Consider the following 21,907-nt stretch of genomic DNA (forward strand, 5'->3'; position numbering starts at 1 on the left):
ACGATCCGAACCATTCCGGAGCGCAAAATGAACAGTGCCAGTGTTGTCACCGCTGCCATGCTCGCCATTGGAGACGAGCTTCTCTCCGGCCGCACCAAGGACAAGAACATCGGCCACCTTGCCGACATGCTGACGATGGTCGGTATCGATCTGCGGGAGGTTCGTATCGTCGCCGATGACGAGGAAGCAATCGTCGAAGCCGTTAATACGCTGCGCGGCCGCTATGACCATGTCTTCACCTCCGGCGGCATCGGCCCGACCCATGACGACATCACCGCCGACGCCATCTCGAAGGCGTTCGGGGTGGAGTGCGTCCACGATCCCAAGGCGATGGAATTGCTCGGCGCGATGTATCAGCGGCGTAGCATGGAGTTTACCGAGGCACGAAAGCAGATGGCGCGCATGCCGGTCGGCGCCGACCACATCGCCAATCCGGTATCGACCGCCCCGGGCTTCAAGGTCGGTAATGTCTACGTCATGGCCGGGGTGCCGCAGGTATTCCAGGCGATGCTCGATGGCCTGCTGCCCAGCCTCCAGACCGGTACGCCGGTCCTGTCGCGAACGGTGCGCTCCCCCTTTGGCGAAGGCGATATCGGCACGCCGCTGACCGAGGTGCAAAAGCACCATCCCGAAACGAGCATCGGTTCCTATCCGAAATTCGACGGCAAGAGCTTCTCGACCGATATCGTGATCCGCGGCCGCGACGAGTCGGCGCTTGCGGCGGCCGAGGCCGATGTGGCGGCGATGCTCGAAGCGATCTCACGCTCGCGCCAGGGCGGCTAACCCGGTCCGCAAGCAAAAAGACAACAAACCGACCCCAAGTTCATGCGACCGGCGTACCGGCTACGCAGGCTCTTGCGCGGCAGGCTTCATTGCCAGTATTGCATTCGCCAACATGGAAGCGCCGCGTGTGGCACGCCGATCTGCCGAAGCGCTTCACAGTCCCAATCGACCAAGCGGAGCGCGTCACATGTCTCTTCCCGAAAAAGCCTTTCCCGTATCCTGGGACCAATTCCATCGCGACGCGCGGGCGCTCGCCTGGCGGCTCGCCGACAACGGGCACGAATGGCGCGCCATGGTCTGCATCACCCGTGGCGGCCTCGTGCCGGCGGCAATCGTCAGCCGGGAACTCAACATCCGCATGATCGAAACCGTCTGCATCGCCTCCTATCACGACTACGACACGCAGGGGCAGATGAAGCTGCTGAAGGGCATCTCGCCAGAGATCGCCAAGGACGGCGGCGAAGGTGTGCTGATCGTCGACGACCTGACCGACACAGGCAAGACGGCCGCCGAAGTCCGCGCCATGCTGCCCAAGGCGCATTTCGCCGCGGTATACGCCAAGCCGAAGGGCCGCCCGCTGGTCGACACCTTCGTGACCGAAGTGAGCCAGGATACCTGGATCTATTTCCCCTGGGACATGGGCCTCACCTATCAGGAGCCGATCGCCAAGGGAACACGCGGCTAAGCCCGTCGCCGCTTCAGGGAAGCGGCGGAATATGCTCGACCAGCATCTCGGCCGTCGCGGTATGGCCGGCGCGGATCCCCGCCTCGCCGTGGCGCCAGACCGCCGCGGCGGCCGCTTCGAAGGCTGGAAAGCCCTGCGCCAGATGAGCGCCAATCATCCCAGCCAGCACATCGCCCGATCCGGCAGTGGCAAGCCAGGGCGGCGCGTTCGTATTCACGACGGCGCGGCCCGAAGGCGCGGCCACGACGGTGTCGGGTCCCTTGTAGACGATCACCGCATGGCTGAGGCGCGCCGCGGCTTGCGCCTTTTCGATCTTGGAAAGCGCGGCATCCGCGGCAACCTCCGGGAAGAGGCGCACAAACTCACCTTCGTGCGGCGTCATGACAACCTGGCCGCCACTTGCTGCGATCTTTTCAAACAGCTCTCCCCTTGCCTGCTGAAAGGAACTCATCCCGTCGGCATCGAGAACCAGGGCGCGATCGCAGAGCATCAGGGCGAAGTCCCTCGCCTTCTTGCCGACGCCGAATCCCGGGCCAAGCACGAATGTGCCGAGCCGCTTGTCCTGCAGCCATTCGGCGAGGTCGGCGGCACTGCCGATTTCCTTGAGCATGACGGCCGTCAGGTGCGAAGCGTTGACGGCCATTGCCTCCCGCGGGGAGCCGAGCGTGACGAGCCCTGCCCCGGCGACCAGACCGGCCGTTGCCGAGAGCCGCGCCGCACCGGTGGACGTCGGCCCTCCCGAAAGGACGGCAAGGTGACCGCGCTTGTATTTGTGCGTGCCCGCTTCGGGGCCAACGGCATACTGCCTCCAGATGGCCGGCCCGTTGATCCGCAGGTCGCTTGCCCGCGCCGCCACCAACCGAGCCGGGATGCCGATATCGAAGACCTCGAGCGCGCCGCTCAGCACACGTCCCGGCATCAGCACATGCCCGGGCTTCGGCGCCATGAAAGTGACCGTATGGGCAGCGGTGAAACTTGCGCCGCGCACCTCCCCGGTGCGGCCGTCGATGCCAGAAGGCAGATCGACCGCCAGAACCGGTATCCGGCTTGCATTCACCTGCTTGACGACCTTCCGTGCAGCATCTGCCAGGTCGCGAGCGAGCCCTGCCCCGAACAGCGCGTCGACGATAACGTCGCCCGATTTAGGCTGGTAAGATTCGATATCCACGACCGCGAGCCGGCAGGCGCTGCGGGCCTTGGCCGCGTCACCCCGAAGCTTTCTGGGGTCCCCCAGGGAGAACAAGGCAACCTGCGCGCCACTTTCCGCCAGGGCTTCTGCGGCGACATAGCCATCGCCGCCATTATTGCCCGGCCCGCAGAGGACGACAAAGCGAGAGGCAGCCGGAAACAGCCGGAGGGCGGCAGCCGACACCGCCATCCCCGCCGAGCGCATCAGCGAGAAGCTGTCGATGCCGGAATCGGCTGCGTCCTTGTCGATCGCCGCCATCTCGTTCGGCGTCACCAGCATGTCTTGAAGCGCGTCGTGCATGGCACTGATCTAAGCGCGCCCTTGTCCGACAGACAAGAGCGCATCCGGACAAAGCGACATGATTACATATTATGCATTTGCCTATTATTGGTGCTCAAATAACAGGCTTCGAACATGAAACCTTGGCGATCGCCTGGGGAAAGTGCGCTCTAACGGGTGAATCTTCATAAAAAATAGGCAGAGTGGCAATGCGGATCGGAAGGTAGCGCTGGCGGGCTCGACGTGATCAGGTGAAATTTCCCTCTCCTCACATCACCCCTCTATAAAATTGGCACGCTACATGCATACTGGAACGCGAGCGGGTAAGACCCGGCTTTACAGGGAGAAGCGGAGAGAAATTTTCTCATGAAAAAGATCGAAGCGATCATTAAGCCCTTCAAGCTCGACGAAGTGAAGGAAGCCCTTCAGGAAGTCGGCTTGCAGGGGATTACCGTCACGGAAGCCAAGGGCTTCGGGCGGCAGAAGGGACACACGGAGCTCTACCGGGGCGCCGAATACGTCGTCGATTTCCTGCCGAAAGTGAAGGTGGAAGTCGTGCTGGCGGACGAGAATGCGGAAGCCGTCATTGAGGCCATCCGCAATGCCGCCCAAACCGGCCGCATCGGCGATGGAAAGATTTTCGTGTCCAATGTGGAGGAAGTGATCCGAATCCGCACCGGCGAAACCGGCCTCGACGCCATCTGATTGACTGACCGTCCGATACCCCCATCCGATCCTGAGGGCCGCCCGGCCCCGATTTTCCAACTGCGTCATCTCACACAGGGAATTGCAAACAATGACGACTGCCAGTGAAATTCTGAAGCAGATCAAGGACAACGACATCAAGTTTGTCGACCTGCGCTTTACCGATCCGAAGGGCAAGCTGCAGCATGTGACGATGGACGTTGCCGTGGTCGACGAGGACATGTTCGCCGACGGCGTGATGTTCGATGGCTCTTCGATTGCCGGCTGGAAGGCCATCAACGAGTCCGACATGGTGCTGATGCCCGATCCGGAAACGGCCCACATGGACCCGTTCTTCGCGCAGTCCACCATGGTCATCGTCTGCGATATTCTCGATCCGGTTTCCGGCGAAGCCTACAACCGCGATCCGCGCGGCACAGCGAAGAAGGCCGAGGCCTACCTCAAGGCATCGGGCATTGGCGACACCGTCTTCGTCGGCCCCGAGGCCGAGTTCTTCGTGTTCGACGACGTCAAGTACAAGGCCGACCCGTACAACACCGGCTTCAAGCTCGACAGCTCCGAACTGCCCTCGAACGACGACACGGACTATGAGACCGGCAACCTCGGTCACCGTCCGCGCATCAAGGGCGGATACTTCCCGGTTCCGCCGGTCGACAGCTGCCAGGATATGCGCTCCGAAATGCTGACGGTGCTTGCCGAAATGGGCGTCACGGTCGAAAAGCACCACCACGAGGTGGCCGCCGCCCAGCACGAGCTTGGCGTCAAGTTCGACGCGCTCGTCCGCAACGCCGACAAGATGCAGATCTACAAATACGTCGTGCATCAGGTTGCCAACGCCTACGGCAAGACCGCGACCTTCATGCCGAAGCCGGTTTTCGGCGACAACGGCTCCGGCATGCACGTTCACCTGTCGATCTGGAAGGACGGCAAGCCGACCTTCGCCGGTGACGAATATGCGGGGCTGTCCGAAACCTGCCTCTACTTCATCGGCGGCATCATCAAGCACGCCAAGGCGCTGAACGCCTTCACCAACCCGTCGACGAACTCCTACAAGCGTCTCGTCCCGGGTTACGAGGCGCCGGTTCTGCTGGCCTATTCGGCCCGCAACCGATCGGCCTCCTGCCGCATTCCGTTCGGCAGCAATCCGAAGGCAAAGCGCGTCGAAGTCCGCTTCCCGGATCCGACCGCCAACCCCTACCTCGCCTTCGCCGCCATGCTGATGGCCGGCCTCGACGGCATCAAGAACAAGCTGCATCCCGGCAAGGCGATGGACAAGGACCTCTACGATCTGCCGCCGAAGGAACTGAAGAAGATCCCGACGGTTTGCGGCAGCCTGCGCGAAGCCCTCGAAAGCCTCGACAAGGACCGCAAGTTCCTGACCGCCGGCGGGGTCTTCGACGACGACCAGATCGACTCGTTCATCGAACTCAAGATGCAGGAAGTCATGCGCTTCGAGATGACCCCGCATCCGGTCGAATACGACATGTACTACTCCGCCTAATGGCGGTCGCTGGCCCGTCAGATGCGGCCGGTCCAATCGAGATGAAAGCGAAAGGCGGGTTTCGAACGAGGCCCGCCTTTTCTCAAATGCGACAGAGGCAATGCATTTTCGGCAGCCCGGCGGGCCTATTGATGTTCCACATGCGACAACCCAAATAATGGTCTGAAAGGATGTGTTGCGTCATGAAACAGAGAAACGCGAAATTCGAGATCGGGCAGATTGTTCGCCACCGGTTCTTTCCGTTTCGCGGCGTCATCTTCGACGTCGATCCGGAGTATGCGAACACCGAAGAATGGTGGAACTCAATTCCCCAGGAGATCCGGCCGAGCAAGGACCAGCCCTTCTATCATCTGTTCGCCGAGAACGACGAAAGCGAATATGTCGCCTATGTCTCGGAACAGAACCTCGTGTCGGACGAAAGCGACCAGCCGATCCGCCACACCCAGGTAGACGCTCTGTTCGAGAAGGCGGATGTGGGGCATTACAGGCCGAGGGCCGATTATCGCCATTAGGCGATCGAGGGTTCGGATCGAGCCGGCGTCAGACAATGCCACGAACGCAAGGTGCGGAAGGGAAACCATTCGCACCTTTTCCTATCTGCTCAACGAAAAACGCCCGGCTGATCACCGGGCGTTCTCTCAATCTCAAAAGCGAAGCGATTACTGCTGCTTGGCAGCCTTCTGCGCCTCTTCCAGCTTCTTGCGGGCATCTTCCGCCTTCTTCTGCATTTCTTCCTGCAGCAGACGCTGACGCTCTTCGAGCTGCGACTGTTCGATCGGCTCGCCGTCGAATACACCCGTGAAGCCTTCCAGCGTCATCTTGATCGGGTTGGGGGCGCGCTGGAAATTGACCGACGTGAAGACGACTTCATTGCCCTTCTTGAGGTTGGCGATGAGTGCGTCGGAGAGTGGCGCCTCGGCAACGCACTTGTCGGGCATGCAGATGGCGTAGTCGAGCTTGACGCCCTTGCCGCCGTCGATCTGCATCTGAACGCCCGGCGGGATCATTCGCGCGGACGGTACGGAAACCTGCACAACCTTGCGGTTGACCTTGCCGGAGACGGTGATAAGGCCGACGGCGGTGATGAGCTGACCATTGTTGGCGGTGAGCAGGTTCTGAACGATGCAAACATCGTTATCCTCCTGCTTGGTGCAAACCTTGAACCAACCCTGCGGCGGCTTGCCCTGCTGCGCAGCGGCGATACCCGGCGCGCCGGCTGCTGCTACGGAGAGCGCCAGCGCTGCCATTCCCGCCCGTTTGGTGAAGTTCGACTTGAAGATCATTGTAGTTCCGTCTCCTGAAAACCGGCCACGGAACAGCCGTTCCGCTGGTGAGTATCGTCAGCCGCCGTTGTCCTGTTGGCCAAATGAGGCTTTTGAATGGCCCCGATTCCGGAAACACCTGTTACATTGGCTTGTGCCGTTTATCCAGTGTTTCCTTGCATTTTTTAGCTCGGTAACACCGGAAACTGGCTGCGAGGCGCGCAAGGCGTCGCAAGCCTGCGATGACGACGGCGGCCGCCCCGCACAGCCGTCTTCCCCCGCTGCCTTGTTGGAAATATCCCTGCGCATTGGTAACGTGCCGGGAATCGGACCGTCCAATCCTACGGGAGGTGAAGTTGCGCGCAGTTCTTTCCGGCCTGGTCATGCTTCTGGCGACCAGCATATCGGCCAATGAAGCCGCCGCCGCACCAGTGCACGCCATCTCCATGCACGGCGAGCCGGCCCTGCCGGCTGATTTCAAGCATTTTCCCTACGTCAATCCGGACGTCAAAAAGGGTGGAAAGATTTCCTATGGAGTGGTCGGCACCTTCGACAGCCTCAACCCCTTCATCCTGAAAAGCATGCGCACGACCGCGCGCGGAATGTGGGACCCGGGGTTCGGAAACCTGGTCTACGAATCGCTGATGCAGCGCTCCCAGGACGAGCCGTTCACCATGTACGGGCTGCTCGCGGAATCGGTCGAATGGGACGACGACCGCACCTTCATCCAGTTCAATCTCAATCCCAAGGCGCGCTGGGCTGACGGCCAGCCCGTGACCGTCGAGGACGTGATCTTCACCTTCGAATTGCTGCGCGACAAGGGACGCGCGCCTTTCAGCAACCGGTTGTCGAAGGTTGCGAAAATGGAAAAGGTCGGTGATCGCAGCGTTCGCTTCACCTTGAAGGAGGATGCCGACCGCGAGTTCCCGCTGTTGCTGGCGCTTTCGCCGGTGATGCCGAAGCACGCCATCAATGTCGAGGCGTTCGACCGCACGACGCTCGAGCCGCCGCTCGGCTCGGGTCCCTACCGCGTCGCCGAGGTGAGACCGGGCGAGCGGATCATCTATCGCCGCAATCCCGATTATTGGGGCAAGGAGCTGCCCTCGAAGATCGGCGTGGACAATTACGACGAGATTTCCGTCGAGTATTTCCTCCAGGAGAACACGCTTTTCGAAGCCTTCAAGAAGGGCGAGATCGACCTTTATCCGGAAGGCAGTGCCACCAAATGGGCGCGCGCCTACGATTTCCCCGCCGTTCGCTCCGGTGACGTGGTCAAGGAGAGCTTCAAGCCGAAAACGCCCTCCGGAATGCTGGGCTTCGTCTTCAACACCCGCAGGCCGATGTTCAACAACGTCAAGCTCAGGCAGGGCCTCGCCCTCGTCTTCGACTTCGAATGGGTCAACAAGAACCTGTTCGACGGCGCCTATACCCGCACCCAGAGCTACTGGCAGAACTCGTCGCTCTCCTTCCTGGGCGCCGCGGCCGACGACCGTGAACTCGGCCTGATGGGAGACGTGAGGGAGAAGATCAATCCCGCCATCCTTGACGGGACCTATCGGCTGCCGGTCACCGACGGCTCCGGCCGCGACCGCAACGTGTTGCGCGAAGCGGTGACCCTGCTTCGTGAGGCCGGCTATTCGATCAAGGACGGCAAGATGGTCGATGCAAAGGGTACGCCGCTTGCCTTCGAGATCATGAGCCAGAACGCCGGGCAGGAGAAGATCGCGCTTGCCTATCAGCGCTTCCTCGCGCCGCTCGGCATCGTCGCAACGGTCCGCACCGTCGACGATTCCCAATACCAGCTGCGCAGCCAATCCTTCGACTACGACGTGATCATCAAGTCCTATCCATCGTCGCTATCGCCGGGCGCCGAACAGATATCCTACTGGGGGGCCGTTTCGCGTGATCGCCAAGGTAGCTCCAACTTCGCCGGCGTTGCCGACAAGGACGTCGACAAGCTGATCAACAACATCCTGCAGGCGCGCACGCCCGAGGATTTCACCGCCGCCGTACGTACGCATGATCGGCTGCTGGTCAACAACGCCTATGTCGTGCCGCTCTATCACCTCGACGAACAATGGATTGCCCGCTGGAAGCATATCGGTCGTCCCTCGGCGGTGCCGCTCTATGGCTATCAACTGCCGACCTGGTGGGACGAGCGGGTGCAGTAGGCAGGGTACGCTGGTTCCCTTTTGGTAACGCATTGAAACAAGTGGCCGGTCGGCCTATGTGGCTGGCGAATGAAACAGAAAGGCCGCCACCATGGAAACCGTCAACATCGATATCGTCTCGGACGTCGTCTGCCCGTGGTGCTATCTCGGCAAGGCCCGCCTCGACCAGGCGATCGCCGAAGTCGCAGGCGAGGTCGATGTCGCGATCCAGTGGCGGCCCTATCAGCTCAATCCCGATCTTCCGCCGGAAGGCGTCGATCACAAACGCCACCTTGCGGCCAAGCTCGGCGGGCAGGATGCCGTCGACCGGGCGCATCAGATGCTCGAAGATTTAGGCCGGGAAGCCGGAATCGGCTTTGATTTCGATGCGGTGAAAATCAGCCCGAACACGCTCGACGCGCATCGCCTCATCCGCTGGGCGTCTACCAGCGGCACGGCTGCCCAGGCCGAGACCGTACGGCTGCTCTTCAAGGCGAATTTCGAGGAAGGCAAGAACGTGGGCGATCACGCCGTTCTGCTCGACATCGCCGAACAGGCGGGACTGGACCGGCCCGTCATTGCCGCCCTTTTCACCTCCGATGCGGACAAGGACGCCGTCAGGCAGGAAATCGAAATGGCCCGGGAAATCGGCGTGACCGGCGTTCCCTGCTTCATCATCGAACAGCAATATGCGGTGATGGGGGCGCAATCCGTCGAAGTGCTGACCAATGCGCTTCGCGAAATCGCCCAGATGAAGGCCACTCGCCCGGCCCACTGATAGGGTCAAGCGCTTTTTGGCAATGGCGCCGGCACGTCGGCGCCATTGTCGTTTCACGCCGCCTTGGCGAGCGTCGCAAGCTGGGTCATCACCATGGCCGCGCCGGAGAGACGCTTGTCCGGCGTTACGAGTTCGCGCTGGAAGAAGATGCTCTGGTCGGGGCGGATCTTGGCGAGCGTTCCCTGCTTGGCGATGTGGCCGACGAGCGCGGCTGGATTGGGAAACTCCTTGTTGCGGAACTGCACGACGACGCCCTTCGGCCCCGCATCGAGTTTCTCGACATTGGCCGTGCGGCAGAGCGCTTTGATATAGACGATCTTCAAAAGATGCTGGACCTCGATCGGCAGCGGCCCGAAGCGGTCGATCAGTTCGGCACCGAAGCCGTCGATTTCCTTGAGGTCGGTCAGTTCGCCGAGGCGACGATAGAGGCCGAGCCTCAGATTGAGATCGGGCACGTATTCTTCCGGAATCATCACCGGCGTGCCGACCGATATCTGCGGCGACCAGCCGGTATCGTGGATTTCCTCGTCCCCCTTGAGCTCGGCAACTGTCTCTTCCAGCATCTGCTGGTAGAGCTCGAAACCGACCTCCTTGATGTGGCCGGATTGCTCCTCGCCGAGCAGGTTGCCGGCGCCGCGGATGTCGAGGTCGTGGCTGGCGAGCTGGAAGCCGGCGCCGAGTGTGTCGAGCGACTGCAGCACCTTGAGGCGCCGTTCCGCCGGGCCGGTCAACGTCTTGTTGACTGGAAGCGTGAAAAGCGCGAAGGCGCGCACCTTGGAGCGCCCGACCCGGCCGCGAAGCTGATAGAGCTGGGCGAGGCCGAACATGTCGGCGCGGTGCACGATCAAGGTGTTGGCGGTCGGCACGTCGAGCCCCGACTCGACGATCGTCGTCGACAGAAGCACGTCATAGCGGCCTTCGTAGAAGGCATTCATGATGTCTTCGAGTTCGGTTGCTGGCATCTGGCCGTGCGCCACGGCGACCTTCAGTTCCGGCACGTCGGATTTCAGGAAATCGTGGATCTCGGAAAGGTCGCTCAGCCGCGGGCAGACGTAGAAGCTCTGGCCGCCGCGATAGTGCTCGCGCATCAGCGTCTCGCGGATCACCAGTGCGTCGAAAGGCGAGATGAAGGTGCGCACTGCCATGCGGTCGACCGGCGGCGTGGTGATCAGCGACAGTTCGCGAACGCCGGTGAGCGCAAGCTGCAGGGTGCGCGGAATGGGCGTCGCTGAGAGCGTCAGGACATGCACGTCAGTCTTCAGTTCCTTCAAGCGCTCCTTGTGCTTGACGCCGAAGTGCTGCTCCTCGTCGATGATCAGCAGGCCCAGATTGGCGAACTTGATCGACGAACCGAGAAGCGCGTGGGTGCCGACGACGATGTCCGTCTTGCCTTCGGCGACTTCCTTCTTCGTAAGCGCCAGATCCTTCGAGCCGACGAGGCGGGAGGCTTGCTGGATGCGGATCGGCAGCCCGCGGAAGCGGTCCGAAAACGTCTTGAAATGCTGCCGCGACAGCAAGGTCGTCGGCACGACGACGGCGACCTGGACGCCGTTCATCGCCGCTATGAAGGCGGCACGCAGCGCCACCTCGGTCTTGCCGAAGCCGACGTCGCCGCAGACGAGGCGATCCATCGGCCGGCCGCCGCCGAGATCGTCGCGGACCGCCTCGATCGAGGTCATCTGATCCTCGGTCTCGTCATAGGGAAAACGCGCCGCGAATTCGTCATAGACGCCATCATGCGCGACAAGGATCGGCGCGTGCCGCGTGTGCCGCTCAGCAGCGATGCGAATGAGGCCGCCCGCCATGTCGAGCAGCCGCTTCTTGAGCTTTGCCTTGCGCGCCTGCCAGGCGACGCCGCCCAGCTTGTCGAGGATCGCATCGGTGCCCTCGGACCCGTAGCGCGACAGGAGCTCGATATTTTCCACCGGCAGGAACAGTTTCGCCTCGTCGGCATAGACGAGCTCCAGGCAATCATGCGGCGCGCCGGCGGCCTCGATCGTGCGCAGGCCGACGAACCGGCCGATGCCGTGCTCGGCATGCACGACGTAGCTGCCCTCGTCGAGGCCCGTCACTTCGGCGATGAAATCGGCGCCGCGCTTGCGGCGCTTCGAACGTCGCACCATCCGGTCGCCAAGAATATCCTGCTCGCCGATGACCACGAGGTCGCCTGTCTCGAAGCCGGATTCGAGGCTCAAGACCGTGGACGCCGCCTCGCCCTGCTTCAGCGAGCGCAGATCGGCGAGCGCCTTCACCGGGCGGATATTTGCGAGGCCGTGTTCGGCGAGCACCTGAAGCAGCCGGTCGAGCGAGCCCTCCGTCCAGCCGGAAATGACGACCTTCGCGCCTTTTGCCCGTCTCTCGGCGATGTGCTTCACGGCCTGGTCGAAGACATTGGCGCGAGCGCCGTCACTTTCCTCGGCCTCTCCTGCGGTCTTTGCCCAGCGCACCCCCTGCCGAGCCTCGACGGTCACCACCTGGCGGGCTTCGCCCTCATGTTCGGAAAACGGCGACAGCCGGACGGCATTGCGCTCCGTTAGGCCGGCACCAAAACTTTTGGCGCTGAGATAAAGGTGTTCCGGCGGTACCGGCTTGTAGGGCGTGCCCTGGGATATCTGCGACTTGGCGGGAGACGCCGAGGCTTGGCGCGCCTCATAGTAGTCGAGAATGAGCTTCGAGCGCTCCGCCGCCGCTTCGCGCGCCAGATGATCCGTGACGATGCGGAAACCTTCGAGATAGTCGAAGATGGTTTCCAGCCGATCGTAGAACAGCGGCAGCCAATGCTCCATGCCGGCGTAGCGACGTCCCTCGGAGACCGCCTGGTAGAGCGCGTCGTCGCGTGTTGTCGCGCCGAAGAGGGAAAGATACTGCTTGCGGAAATGGCTGATCGTCTCCGGAGTCAGCGACACTTCGCTCATCGGATTGAGATCGAGGGACCGCACCTGACCGGTGGTGCGCTGGCTCGCCGGATCGAAGGAGCGGATCGTCTCCAGCGTATCGCCGAAGAAATCCAGCCTGAGCGGCTCACCGCTGCCCGGCACATAGACATCGAGGATGCCGCCGCGCACGGCAAACTCGCCGACCTCGCGCACGGTCGGCACGCGCTCGAAACCGTTTCGCTCCAACCGCGCGGCAAGCTCGTCCATCTTCACCTGATTGCCCGGACGCGCCGAGAAGGCGAGGCTTTCGATCACGTCCTGGGGCGAAATCTTCTGCAGAGCTGCGTTGACGGTGACCAGGACGATCGCCGGATGCGGCTTGTGGCGATGCGCGATCAAGGCGCTCAGCGCGGCAAGCCTTCGCGCTGACGTATCGGCGCTCGGCGAAACGCGGTCATAGGGCAGACAGTCCCAGCCCGGCAAGGTCAGGACCGGGATGTCGGGCGCCACGAAACCGAGGACCTGCTCGAGATCGCTGATCCGCTGGCCGTCGGACAGAAAATAGGCGACCGGTGTGCCGGCCCGTGCCACATCGGCGAGGATCAGCGCTTCGGCACCGGAGGGAACGGGCCCAATCGTCACTTCTCGCGTCGCCGCAAGAATTCTCTTGGGATCAAAGCCAGGGATCATCGTTGAGCTCATTCCGTCTCTTGCTGAACGGGGTCGAATTCCGGGCGGTAGGCGGCTATACGCGCAAAGAGCTCCGTCGCGAAGCGCTCGGGCAGCGGCTTTTCTCCGGTGATCCAGCGAACGAGGTCGTTGTCTTCCTCGCGCATGATCGCTTCGAGTTCATCCAGTTCCGCATCGGAAAGGGTAGCAAGCTCCGCCTCGGCAAATTGCCCGAGAATCAGGTCCATCTCGCGAATGCCTCGATGCCAGGCGCGGAAGAGGATCCTGCGCCGACGCGGATCAAGGTCGGCGCTCGTGCGCGATATCCCGGTCATGGAACGTCCTTCCTGCCACCGCCGCCATGGCGGATCGTGTCCACGGGCTCTATAAACGCTGGAAAGCGGCTTGTCAGCCTTGCCAATGCCGGATTTCTTGTCGCAATTTCATGACCATGCGCCCTGCCCTGCTCGATCCGCTGTTTTCTCCGCTCGATAGCCTGCCCGGCATCGGCCCCAGGACCGGCGAGCTATACGCGCGCCTGCTCGGACGCGAGTCGATCGACGACTGCCGCGTGATCGATCTCATCTTTCACGCGCCCCATTCGCTCATCGACCGACGCCAGCAGCCCGGCATTGCCTATGCGCCACAGGGCTCGATCGTCACCATCACCGGCCGTGTGGACCGGCACCAGCCGTCGCCGCGCGGCCGGCCGAATGTCCCCTATCGCGTCTTCCTGCACGACGATACGGGCGAGTTGGCGCTGACCTTCTTCCGGGTCAAGGGAAACTGGCTGGAAAAGGCCCTGCCGATCGACGAGACGGTTATCGTCAGCGGCAAGGTCGACTGGTTCAACGGACGCGCCTCGATGGTGCATCCGGACCATATGGTGCGGGCCGCCGAAGCCGAAAGCCTGCCGCTCGTCGAACCGGTCTACGGCCTGACAGCGGGCCTCACGCTGCGGCCACTGCGCAAAACAATCGAGGCGGCAGTGGCGCGCGTTCCCGAGCTTCCCGAATGGCTGGACGAAACGTTGATGCGCCAGCAGGGCTTGGCGGGCGCCAGGGAGTGTTTCCATCGCCTGCACGAACCGCGCGACGAAACTGATATCGCTCCACAGGCGCCGGCTCGGCGGCGGCTCGCCTATGACGAGTTTCTCGCCGGCCAGCTATCCCTGTCTTTGGTGCGCCAGCGCTTACGCAAGGTCGCCGGAACGCCGGTTCATGCGACAGGCCAGTTGAGTGGACCGGTCATCGCCGCCCTGCCCTTCTCTCTCACGGCCAGCCAGTCAGGTGCCGTCGGGGACATCCTTGCAGACATGTCTGTCAGCGAGCGCATGCTGCGCCTGTTGCAGGGCGATGTCGGCTCCGGCAAGACGGCCGTTGCGCTGATGGCGATGCTTGCGGCTGTCGAATCCGGCGGCCAAGCGGTGTTGATGGCGCCGACGGAAATTCTCGCACGCCAGCACCATGCGACCCTTGCGAAAATGGCGGCGCCGGCCGGCGTGACGATCGACGTCTTGACCGGCAGGACGAAAGGCAAGGAGCGCGATGCAATTCTCGAGCGTATCGCCTCCGGCGAGACGCAGATGGTCATCGGCACGCACGCGCTTTTCCAGGATGCCGTCAATTACCGGCAACTCGTGCTGGCCGTCGTCGATGAGCAGCATCGCTTCGGCGTTCACCAGCGGCTGCGGCTCACCGCCAAGGGCATTTCCCCGCACATGCTGGTGATGACGGCGACGCCGATCCCGCGCACCCTGGTGCTGGCGGCCTTCGGCGACATGGACGTCTCGAAGCTGACGGAGAAGCCCGCCGGGCGAAAGCCGATTCAAACCGTCACCATCCCGACCGAGCGCACCGACGAAATCATCGAGAGGCTCGATTCGGCACTCAGCCAGGGCAAGAAGGCCTACTGGATCTGCCCGCTGGTCGAGGAATCCGAAGAAACCGACACGATGTCCGCCGACGAGCGGTACCAGAGCCTGGCACAGCGTTTCGGCAAGGACGTCGGTCTCGTTCATGGTCGCATGACGGGGCCGGAAAAGGACGCCGTCATGCTCGCGTTCAAGAACGGCGAGATTCGCGTGCTGGTAGCGACGACGGTGGTGGAGGTGGGCGTCGACGTTCCCGATGCGACGATCATGGTGATCGAGCATGCCGAGCGCTTCGGGCTGGCGCAATTGCACCAATTACGCGGCCGCGTCGGGCGCGGCGACGAGGCCTCGACCTGCATCCTGCTTTACAAGGGACCACTGAGCGAGGCCGGCCGGGCGCGCCTTTCGATCCTGCGCGATACCGAAGACGGCTTCCTGATTGCCGAAGAGGACCTGAAACTGCGCGGCGAAGGCGAACTGCTCGGCACACGCCAATCCGGCACGCCGGGATTTCGCATCGCCAGCCTCGAGGCGCATGCGGATCTTCTGGAGATCGCCCGGAAGGATGCCGCCTATCTGATCGAGCGCGACCCGGAACTCACGACGGAGCGCGGCCAGGCATTGAGGACGCTGCTCTATCTCCACCGGCGAGACGAAGCGATCCGCTTCCTGCGTGCCGGTTAATCCTTGGAATGGCGACCGACGTTACGCCCTTTTCTGCTGCGTGATCGTCCGCGGCGGTGCGTTGGCCAGGGGCTTGTGATCCGGCGTGACAAGACCGCCGGAAATCAGGAGCTTGGCCGCATCCTCGGCACTCATCTGCAGCGGGACAATCTTGTCGCGCGGCACGAACAGCAGGAAGCCGGCGGTCGGCAGCGGCGTCGGCGGCAGGAACACGGCCACCATATCCATGCCGCGCTCGTCGAACTTGGCGGCGATCTCGCCCTTCACGTCGGTCGCGATGAAGACGAGAGACCAAAGCCCGGGACTTGGGTATTCGATCAGCCCGGCCTTCTTGAAAGAAGAGGATTGGTCCTGCAGCACCGTCTGGAAAATCTGCTTCAGCGACTTGTAGATCGTCCGCACGAGCGGCATGCGGTCGAGCAGCGATTCGCCGAAATGGATGATCGAGCGCCCCACAAGGCTCGCCGTCAGGAAGCCGACGAGGGTGATCACGACGATGGCGACGAGGAGGCCGAAGCCCGGGATTGCCACCGGCGAATAGGTGTCAGGGTTATAGAAGCTCGGCAGATAAGGCTTCACCCAGCTATCCGCCCATTCGATGAACGAGCGAACCAGCCACACCGTGATGGCCACGGGTGCACAGATGATCAGGCCCGTGAGAAAGTAGTTGCGCAGCCGGGCTGCGATGATGCCGCTTTTGGAAGAACCGTCCGTCATTGAAGTGCCATGGATCCTCACACCGGCCCGAAAAAGGCCGGATGATAGGCGACCGTGCCGGAAACCCGGGCTTCCGACAAGGCCAGAACCATGAAATATTGCGGCGCACAACCGGGAAAGACAAGAGCGGGATCGTTGCGGAAACCGAATCTTTGGTAGAAGGCCGGATTGCCGGCCAGGACACAGCCGGCCGCACCAAGCTCGCGCAACTTTTCAAGGCCCTCGCGAACGAGTGCGCTGCCGATGCCCAGACCCTGTCTGTCCGGACGTACGGCGACGGGACCGAGTCCATACCAGCCCGCGGCATCGGGGGCGATCGTCACCGGCGAGAAGGCGATGTGGCCGATCACCTCTTCCCCCTCTACGGCGACGAGGGAGAGCGTAAGGGCTCCGGCCGCGCGCAGGCGATCGATGATCAGCGGCTCGGTCTGGTCGCTATACGGCTGCCCCGCGAAGGCAGCCGCCGTCACGTCGTGAATCACTGCGTGATCGCCATCGGTTTCCGGCCGGATGATCATTCGACAGTGACCGATTTGGCCAGGTTGCGCGGCTGATCGACGTCGGTGCCCATGAAGACCGCCGTATGATAGGCGAGCAGTTGGACCGGCAGCGAGAAGATCATCGGCGCGACGATCTCGTCAACATTCGGAAGCACGATCGTGTGCATGGTATCGAGCTTCGACGCGGCGGCGCCCTTCTCGTCGGTGATCAGGATGATCCGTCCGCCGCGAGCCGCAACCTCCTGCATGTTGGAGACGGTCTTGTCGAAGAATCGGTCATGCGGCGCAATCACGATGACCGGCATGTTCTCGTCGATGAGCGCGATCGGACCGTGTTTCAATTCGCCGGCGGCATAGCCTTCCGCGTGGATATAGGAAATTTCCTTGAGTTTCAGGGCACCTTCCATGGCAAGCGGGAAGCTCGTGCCGCGGCCGAGATAAAGCACGTCGCGGCACTTCGACAATTCGCGCGCCAGGAATTCGATCTTCGGCTGGATGCTGTTGAGCACCTGCCCCATCACACGCGGCATTTCGGCAAGGCTTCTCACCAGCGCCTGCTCTTCCTGCTCGCTGACGGTGCCGCGGGCTCTGCCAGCACCGATCGCAAGCGCAGCCAGGACGGCGAGCTGGCAGGTGAACGCCTTGGTCGACGCCACGCCGATCTCAGGACCGGCAAGAATCGGAAAAACGGCATCGGACTCACGCGCAATCGTCGATTCGCGCGTGTTGACGACGGCGCCGATCTTCAAGCCGTGATCCTTGCAATAACGCAGGGAGGCCAGCGTATCGGCGGTCTCGCCCGATTGCGAGATGAACAGAGCCGCCGATTGCGGCGAGAGCGGGATTTCCCGGTAGCGAAATTCCGAAGCGACGTCGATTTCGACCGGCAGGCGCGCATAGCGCTCGAACCAGTATTTACCGATCAACCCGGCCAAATAGGCGGTACCGCAGGCGGAGATGGCAAGGCTTGGCACCTTGGCGAAGTCGATATCGTCCGAAACCGGCAGCACCCGATGGTCGATGAAGTTGATGTAGTGGCTGAGGGCGTGGGAGATGACCTCCGGCTGTTCGTAGATTTCCTTCTCCATGAAATGGCGATGGTTGCCCTTGTCGACCATATAGGCCGCAGCCGTGGATACCTGGCGCGGGCGGGTGATGACCTTGCCATCCATGTCGAAGATATGGACGCCGGTCTTGCCGATCACCGCCCAGTCGCCGTCGACGAGGTAGGTGATTTCGTTAGTGAAGGGCGCCAGCGCAATGGCGTCGGAGCCCAGGAACATCTCGCCATTGCCGTGGCCGATCGCCAGCGGCGGACCGTTGCGGGCCGCCATGATGGTCGACGGATCGTCCTGGAAGAGAACGGCAAGGGCATAGGCGCCCCGCACCCGCTTCAGCATCGCGTGCATCGCCTCGCGCCGTCCCATACCGTCACGACGAAGTCTTGCCAGCAGTTGTGCGACCACCTCCGTGTCGGTCTCGGTCTGGAATTCGGCCCCGGCCTCGGCCAGTTCGTCCTTCAACTCGGAAAAATTCTCGATGATGCCGTTGTGAACGACGGCGACGCCGTCGGTGAAGTGCGGGTGGGCATTGCGTTCGGTCGGCGCCCCGTGGGTTGCCCAGCGCGTGTGGGCGATGCCGATGCTACCCGCCAGTGGCTCCATTTTCAGCCTCGCCTCGAGGTTGACAAGCTTTCCCTCGGCGCGTCGGCGGTCCAGCGCTCCACCATCGATTGTCGCGACGCCGGCCGAATCGTAGCCCCGGTACTCCAGGCGTTTCAACGCATCGACCAGCCGCTCCGAAACCGGCTGCTGCCCGACGATACCCACAATCCCGCACATGTCACTCTCCGCGTCCGTCGCACGCCGGTTGTGGCGTGCCAGCTCAAATGCAGCGACCCCGTCGCCAATGTCGCAGCCTTGGTAGCGAAATTATCACGGGAAACAATCCGCTTCGATTTCACTTTCAGTTTCAATGATTAACGAGGCTACTCGGAAGCATTGATCTTCTTCCTCGCCGCTTTTTCCGCCTCGTAGCGCTCCCTTAAAATGGGGGCACGTCCGGGCTTGATCTCCTGCCGCGCCCGGCCGAACGCAACGGCATCGGCCGGCACGTCCTCGGTAATCACGCTGCCGGAGGCGACGAGCGCCCCGCTGCCGATCGACACGGGAGCGACGAGCGACGAGTTCGAGCCGATGAAGGTATTTTCGCCGATCCGCGTGACGTGCTTGTTCACGCCGTCATAGTTGCAGGTGATGGTGCCGGCGCCGATGTTCGATCCGGCACCGACGAATGCATCGCCGATATAGGTAAGGTGGTTCACCTTGGCGCCCGCACCGATCTCCGCCTTCTTCACCTCGCAGAAGTTGCCGACCTTCGATTTCGGACCGAGATCAGCGCCCGGACGAAGACGGGCGAAGGGGCCGACCGTCGCGCCCGCGCGGACATGGGCGCCCTCGACGTGCGAGAAGGCGTGGATGACGGCACCGCTCTCGACGCGAACCCCGGGACCGAAGACCACGTTCGGCTCCACCAGCACATCCTGGGCAAGTTCGGTGTCCCAGGCGAGGAAGACCGTCTCCGGCGCGACCATGGAAACCCCGGCCAGCATCAGTTCGTGGCGGCGGCGTTGCTGCCAAAGCCGCTCGATATAGGCGAGTTCGGCCCGCGTATTGCAGCCGGTGAGCTCCTCCTCAGGCGCCTTGACGGCGATCGCCCGGCCTCCGAGCGAGCGGACGATCTCGACGAGGTCCGTCAGGTAGTATTCGCCCTTGACGTTGGCATTGCCGATACGGCCGAGAAGGTCGAGCGCCTTGCGGCCGCTGATCGCCATCAGGCCGCCGTTGCAATAGGTGATGCGGCGCTCCTCCTCGGACGCGTCCTTGTGTTCCCGGATGGCAAGCAATTCCCCGTCCTCGACGATCAGGCGGCCGTAGCCGGTCGGATCCGCGGTTTCGAAGCCGATGACGACCACATCATTGCCTTCCGCCAACCGTTCGCGCGCAGCCGTGAGCGGCGCGGCGGTGATAAGCGGCGTATCGCCGAAGACGACAAGGACGTCGTCATAGCCCTTCTCGATCGCCTCGCGCGCTGCAAGAACGGCATGCGCCGTCCCCAGCCGTTCCTTTTGCAGGAAGGAGGAAACGTTTACAGAGCCTGTGCTGGCGGCAGTCGACACAGCTTCCGCGTCGCGGCCGACAACCAGGGCCACGTCGGCAATGGATGCGCTTGCCAGGGCGTCGACGACATGCGCAATCATCGGCCGGCCCGCCACCGGATGCAGCACCTTCGACATGGCCGATTTCATCCGCGTGCTCTCGCCCGCCGCCAGGATGATCGCCAGGCAAGTCCGTTCCATACTCTGATCTCCTTGGTATTCTTCGGGTATTCGTACGCATGCCCGTCGCCCGACTCGACGCGTGCCGTCCGCAAACTATTGCGAAAAGCATATATCGCACAATCACGTCCCGTTAATCCGGGTAAAAGGCGATGGTGGCTCCCTGTTTCGGAAAAGTCACGTCGCGCCTTCCACTGGGCGTCAGGAAAACGTTGCCATCAAGCCTGTGGCCGCAACCTGCTCTCCGTCAAAAGACCGCTCTCTTCGACGATTGGATAGGCCACGGAGGCGATGTGCGCGTTGATGCGCTTCAGATCCCGCAGCATGTCGAGATGCAGCGAACTCGTCTGCAGGCTTTCCAGCAAGCCGTCGCGGAGGCGCTCCAGATGTCGTTCGGCCGAGCGTTTTTCCATATGGCGCACATCGACCTTGACCTCTATGAGGTGCCGGGCGAGGTCCGCGTTGCGGGAGACGAAAATCGTCTGCGCGATCCGCAAGTTGTCGAGGGTGAGATCGAACAGGTTCTTCAGTTCGTGATAGCCTTCGTCGGAAAACTTCAGGCCGTTCGTCACTTTCTTGCGGATCTGCTCGCAAATACCCTTCTCGATGATATCGCCCATGTGCTCCAGATTGATCGCATAGTCGATGATGACGATCGAACGGCGTCCATCCTCCTCGCTGAGCCCGTCTCGGCCCAACCGCGACAAGAAAATCTTCACCTCCTGCTGCAGCAGATCGACCTGCTTTTCCATCTTGCCGATGTCGTTGAGTTCACCGAGGTCATTCTTGTTGAAGGCGGCCGACGTGCGCAGGAGCATCGCCTCGATGAGGTCTCCGACCCGAAGCACCTCCCGCGTCGCGCCGGAAAGCGCCATGACGGGCGTATCGAGCGCCGCGTCGTCAAGATAGCGCGGCCCCGTCTCGCTCACCTCTTCGTCCGGGACCAGGCTGCTCATCAGCCGGGACAGCAACCCCGAGAAGGGCCAGGCGATCAACGCGACGGCCAGGTTGAAAAGAAGATGGACGTCGACAGGCAGCTTCTGTCGCGGCAGGGGCAGGCTCTGCAGCATGTCCGCGTAGAGACCGGCCAGCGGAAGTGCGATCAGACATCCGACACCGCGTACGACCAGATTGCCGATCGTCACGCGGCGGGCGCCGGGCGCCGCGGCCAGCGTCGCGATGACCGGCGGGATGGCGCCGCCCAGATTGGCGCCGAGCACCAAAGCAACGGTCAGCCCCGTCGAGAGGACGCCTGCGGATGACAACGACAGGACGAGCATGACGATGGCAAGGCTCGAGGACGAGGCGAAAGCCAGACCAGCCGCAATCAGCATGGCGACCGGCCAGGCGTTGTCGAGCATGCCCAGAAACGCCGCCAGGGCTTCGGACTCGCGCATCGGCTCCGTCGCCGTGCCGAGCAGTTCGAGCGACAGAAGCATCAGGCCGATACCGACCAGTGCAAAGCCGCCCCCCTGGCGCGCGCTCGACTGGCTCATTCGGTGCATCATGACGCCGGCCAGAATGAACAGCGGCGCCAGCCAGCCGACCCCCAGTGCAACGATCCATGCCGTCACGGCCGTGCCTATATTGGCACCGAGCAGCACGATCTGCGCCATGCGCGACCGCACAAGGCCCTTCTCCACGAAGGATGCGGTCATCAGGGCCGTGGCCGTGGAGCTTTGCAGGGCGAGCGTGGCGACGAGTCCCGTCGCAAAGGCGCGCAGCGAACCGCTCGTTCCCCGTGCCAGACCGGCCCGCAACCTTGATCCGAAGGCGCGCGTCACCCCTTCCTTCACCAGCGAAAGACCGAACAGGAGCAGTGCGACAGCTCCGAAGAGATTGACCATTACGATGGTGGATTGCATGGCATGGATATTCCGCAGCCGCCGCCGGGCATCAAGTTTCTGTCACTATCGAAG

General features: G+C 62.6%; 17 protein-coding genes. 8 read left to right on the plus strand and 9 right to left on the minus strand.

Annotated elements, in window-relative coordinates; all coding sequences use genetic code 11:
• The first annotated feature begins 27 nt into the window (after positions 1-27).
• Positions 28-783 carry a competence/damage-inducible protein A gene (locus tag N181_RS10180; protein WP_014328346.1) on the plus strand — a complete coding sequence of 252 codons (756 nt, stop codon included), beginning with the start codon at positions 28-30 and terminating at the stop codon, positions 781-783.
• 187 nt (positions 784-970) lie between these two features.
• The gene (gene gpt, locus N181_RS10185; RefSeq protein WP_014328345.1) at positions 971-1,468 is read left to right on the plus strand and encodes a xanthine phosphoribosyltransferase; all 498 of its coding nucleotides are present in this window, start codon (positions 971-973) and stop codon (positions 1,466-1,468) included.
• A 13-nt stretch (positions 1,469-1,481) separates the two neighbouring features.
• Here the strand turns inward: gpt and N181_RS10190 are convergent, their stop codons facing one another.
• A complete protein-coding gene (locus N181_RS10190; protein WP_014328344.1) occupies positions 1,482-2,957 on the minus strand; it encodes a bifunctional ADP-dependent NAD(P)H-hydrate dehydratase/NAD(P)H-hydrate epimerase in 1,476 nt (491 codons plus the stop codon).
• A 345-nt stretch (positions 2,958-3,302) separates the two neighbouring features.
• On the opposite strand from N181_RS10190, the gene N181_RS10195 reads away from it, so the two are divergent.
• From N181_RS10195 to hspQ, 3 genes are all read left to right on the plus strand, one after another.
• On the plus strand, positions 3,303-3,641 hold the full coding sequence (locus N181_RS10195; RefSeq protein ID WP_003528058.1) for a P-II family nitrogen regulator: 339 nt from the start codon (positions 3,303-3,305) through the stop codon (positions 3,639-3,641).
• A 91-nt stretch (positions 3,642-3,732) separates the two neighbouring features.
• On the plus strand, positions 3,733-5,142 hold the full coding sequence (gene glnA / locus N181_RS10200) for a type I glutamate--ammonia ligase (RefSeq protein WP_014328343.1): 1,410 nt from the start codon (positions 3,733-3,735) through the stop codon (positions 5,140-5,142).
• Positions 5,143-5,324: 182 nt separating this feature from the next.
• Positions 5,325-5,654 carry a heat shock protein HspQ gene (hspQ, locus tag N181_RS10205; protein WP_014328342.1) on the plus strand — a complete coding sequence of 110 codons (330 nt, stop codon included), beginning with the start codon at positions 5,325-5,327 and terminating at the stop codon, positions 5,652-5,654.
• Between the two features lie 147 nt (positions 5,655-5,801).
• Here hspQ and N181_RS10210 read toward each other — a convergent pair whose 3' ends face one another.
• The gene (locus N181_RS10210) at positions 5,802-6,425 is read right to left on the minus strand and encodes an invasion associated locus B family protein (protein ID WP_014328341.1); all 624 of its coding nucleotides are present in this window, start codon (positions 6,423-6,425) and stop codon (positions 5,802-5,804) included.
• Positions 6,426-6,760: 335 nt separating this feature from the next.
• Between N181_RS10210 and N181_RS10215 the strand changes: the two genes are divergently transcribed.
• Positions 6,761-8,575: an extracellular solute-binding protein gene (locus N181_RS10215; protein ID WP_080577290.1), complete on the plus strand. Its 1,815-nt coding sequence runs from the start codon at positions 6,761-6,763 to the stop codon at positions 8,573-8,575.
• A 91-nt stretch (positions 8,576-8,666) separates the two neighbouring features.
• The gene (locus N181_RS10220) at positions 8,667-9,332 is read left to right on the plus strand and encodes a DsbA family oxidoreductase (protein WP_014328339.1); all 666 of its coding nucleotides are present in this window, start codon (positions 8,667-8,669) and stop codon (positions 9,330-9,332) included.
• A gap of 53 nt (positions 9,333-9,385) precedes the next feature.
• Here N181_RS10220 and mfd read toward each other — a convergent pair whose 3' ends face one another.
• Positions 9,386-12,898 carry a transcription-repair coupling factor gene (mfd, locus tag N181_RS10225; RefSeq protein ID WP_060563360.1) on the minus strand — a complete coding sequence of 1,171 codons (3,513 nt, stop codon included), beginning with the start codon at positions 12,896-12,898 and terminating at the stop codon, positions 9,386-9,388.
• 8 nt (positions 12,899-12,906) lie between these two features.
• Positions 12,907-13,212 carry an FAD assembly factor SdhE gene (locus tag N181_RS10230; RefSeq protein WP_014328337.1) on the minus strand — a complete coding sequence of 102 codons (306 nt, stop codon included), beginning with the start codon at positions 13,210-13,212 and terminating at the stop codon, positions 12,907-12,909.
• Between the two features lie 116 nt (positions 13,213-13,328).
• Here N181_RS10230 and recG point away from each other — a divergent pair, with 116 nt between their 5' ends.
• On the plus strand, positions 13,329-15,434 hold the full coding sequence (gene recG, locus N181_RS10235) for an ATP-dependent DNA helicase RecG (protein ID WP_037392753.1): 2,106 nt from the start codon (positions 13,329-13,331) through the stop codon (positions 15,432-15,434).
• A gap of 21 nt (positions 15,435-15,455) precedes the next feature.
• Here recG and N181_RS10240 read toward each other — a convergent pair whose 3' ends face one another.
• From N181_RS10240 to N181_RS10260, 5 genes are all read right to left on the minus strand, one after another.
• A complete protein-coding gene (locus N181_RS10240; protein WP_037392752.1) occupies positions 15,456-16,151 on the minus strand; it encodes a DUF502 domain-containing protein in 696 nt (231 codons plus the stop codon).
• Positions 16,152-16,168: 17 nt separating this feature from the next.
• Positions 16,169-16,669: a GNAT family N-acetyltransferase gene (locus N181_RS10245; RefSeq protein WP_037435895.1), complete on the minus strand. Its 501-nt coding sequence runs from the start codon at positions 16,667-16,669 to the stop codon at positions 16,169-16,171.
• The gene (gene glmS / locus N181_RS10250) at positions 16,666-18,492 is read right to left on the minus strand and encodes a glutamine--fructose-6-phosphate transaminase (isomerizing) (RefSeq protein WP_014328333.1); all 1,827 of its coding nucleotides are present in this window, start codon (positions 18,490-18,492) and stop codon (positions 16,666-16,668) included. Before glmS ends, N181_RS10245 begins: the two co-directional genes overlap by 4 nt.
• Before the next feature lie 146 nt (positions 18,493-18,638).
• Entirely contained in the window at positions 18,639-20,009 is a 1,371-nt protein-coding gene (gene glmU, locus N181_RS10255) for a bifunctional UDP-N-acetylglucosamine diphosphorylase/glucosamine-1-phosphate N-acetyltransferase GlmU (protein ID WP_014328332.1), read from the minus strand.
• Positions 20,010-20,206: 197 nt separating this feature from the next.
• Complete coding sequence (locus N181_RS10260; protein WP_014328331.1) at positions 20,207-21,853, minus strand: Na/Pi cotransporter family protein; 1,647 nt, start codon at positions 21,851-21,853, stop codon at positions 20,207-20,209.
• Between the last annotated feature and the right edge of the window lie 54 nt (positions 21,854-21,907).

It is taken from the genome of Sinorhizobium fredii USDA 205, from assembly GCF_001461695.1.
GTDB lineage: Bacteria > Pseudomonadota > Alphaproteobacteria > Rhizobiales > Rhizobiaceae > Sinorhizobium > Sinorhizobium fredii.

Bases quoted from the DNA above. Each gene is read 5' to 3' on its own strand.
- N181_RS10245 (WP_037435895.1), bottom strand. From the start codon at position 16,669: ATGATCATCCGGCCGGAAACCGATGGCGATCACGCAGTGATTCACGAC.
- glnA (WP_014328343.1), top strand. From the start codon at position 3,733: ATGACGACTGCCAGTGAAATTCTGAAGCAGATCAAGGACAACGACATC.
- N181_RS10220 (WP_014328339.1), top strand. From the start codon at position 8,667: ATGGAAACCGTCAACATCGATATCGTCTCGGACGTCGTCTGCCCGTGG.
- hspQ (WP_014328342.1), top strand. From the start codon at position 5,325: ATGAAACAGAGAAACGCGAAATTCGAGATCGGGCAGATTGTTCGCCAC.
- N181_RS10240 (WP_037392752.1), bottom strand. From the start codon at position 16,151: ATGACGGACGGTTCTTCCAAAAGCGGCATCATCGCAGCCCGGCTGCGC.
- recG (WP_037392753.1), top strand. From the start codon at position 13,329: ATGCGCCCTGCCCTGCTCGATCCGCTGTTTTCTCCGCTCGATAGCCTG.
- N181_RS10180 (WP_014328346.1), top strand. From the start codon at position 28: ATGAACAGTGCCAGTGTTGTCACCGCTGCCATGCTCGCCATTGGAGAC.
- N181_RS10230 (WP_014328337.1), bottom strand. From the start codon at position 13,212: ATGACCGGGATATCGCGCACGAGCGCCGACCTTGATCCGCGTCGGCGC.
- glmS (WP_014328333.1), bottom strand. From the start codon at position 18,492: ATGTGCGGGATTGTGGGTATCGTCGGGCAGCAGCCGGTTTCGGAGCGG.
- N181_RS10210 (WP_014328341.1), bottom strand. From the start codon at position 6,425: ATGATCTTCAAGTCGAACTTCACCAAACGGGCGGGAATGGCAGCGCTG.
- N181_RS10195 (WP_003528058.1), top strand. From the start codon at position 3,303: ATGAAAAAGATCGAAGCGATCATTAAGCCCTTCAAGCTCGACGAAGTG.
- gpt (WP_014328345.1), top strand. From the start codon at position 971: ATGTCTCTTCCCGAAAAAGCCTTTCCCGTATCCTGGGACCAATTCCAT.
- N181_RS10190 (WP_014328344.1), bottom strand. From the start codon at position 2,957: ATGCACGACGCGCTTCAAGACATGCTGGTGACGCCGAACGAGATGGCG.
- N181_RS10260 (WP_014328331.1), bottom strand. From the start codon at position 21,853: ATGCAATCCACCATCGTAATGGTCAATCTCTTCGGAGCTGTCGCACTG.
- mfd (WP_060563360.1), bottom strand. From the start codon at position 12,898: ATGATCCCTGGCTTTGATCCCAAGAGAATTCTTGCGGCGACGCGAGAA.
- glmU (WP_014328332.1), bottom strand. From the start codon at position 20,009: ATGGAACGGACTTGCCTGGCGATCATCCTGGCGGCGGGCGAGAGCACG.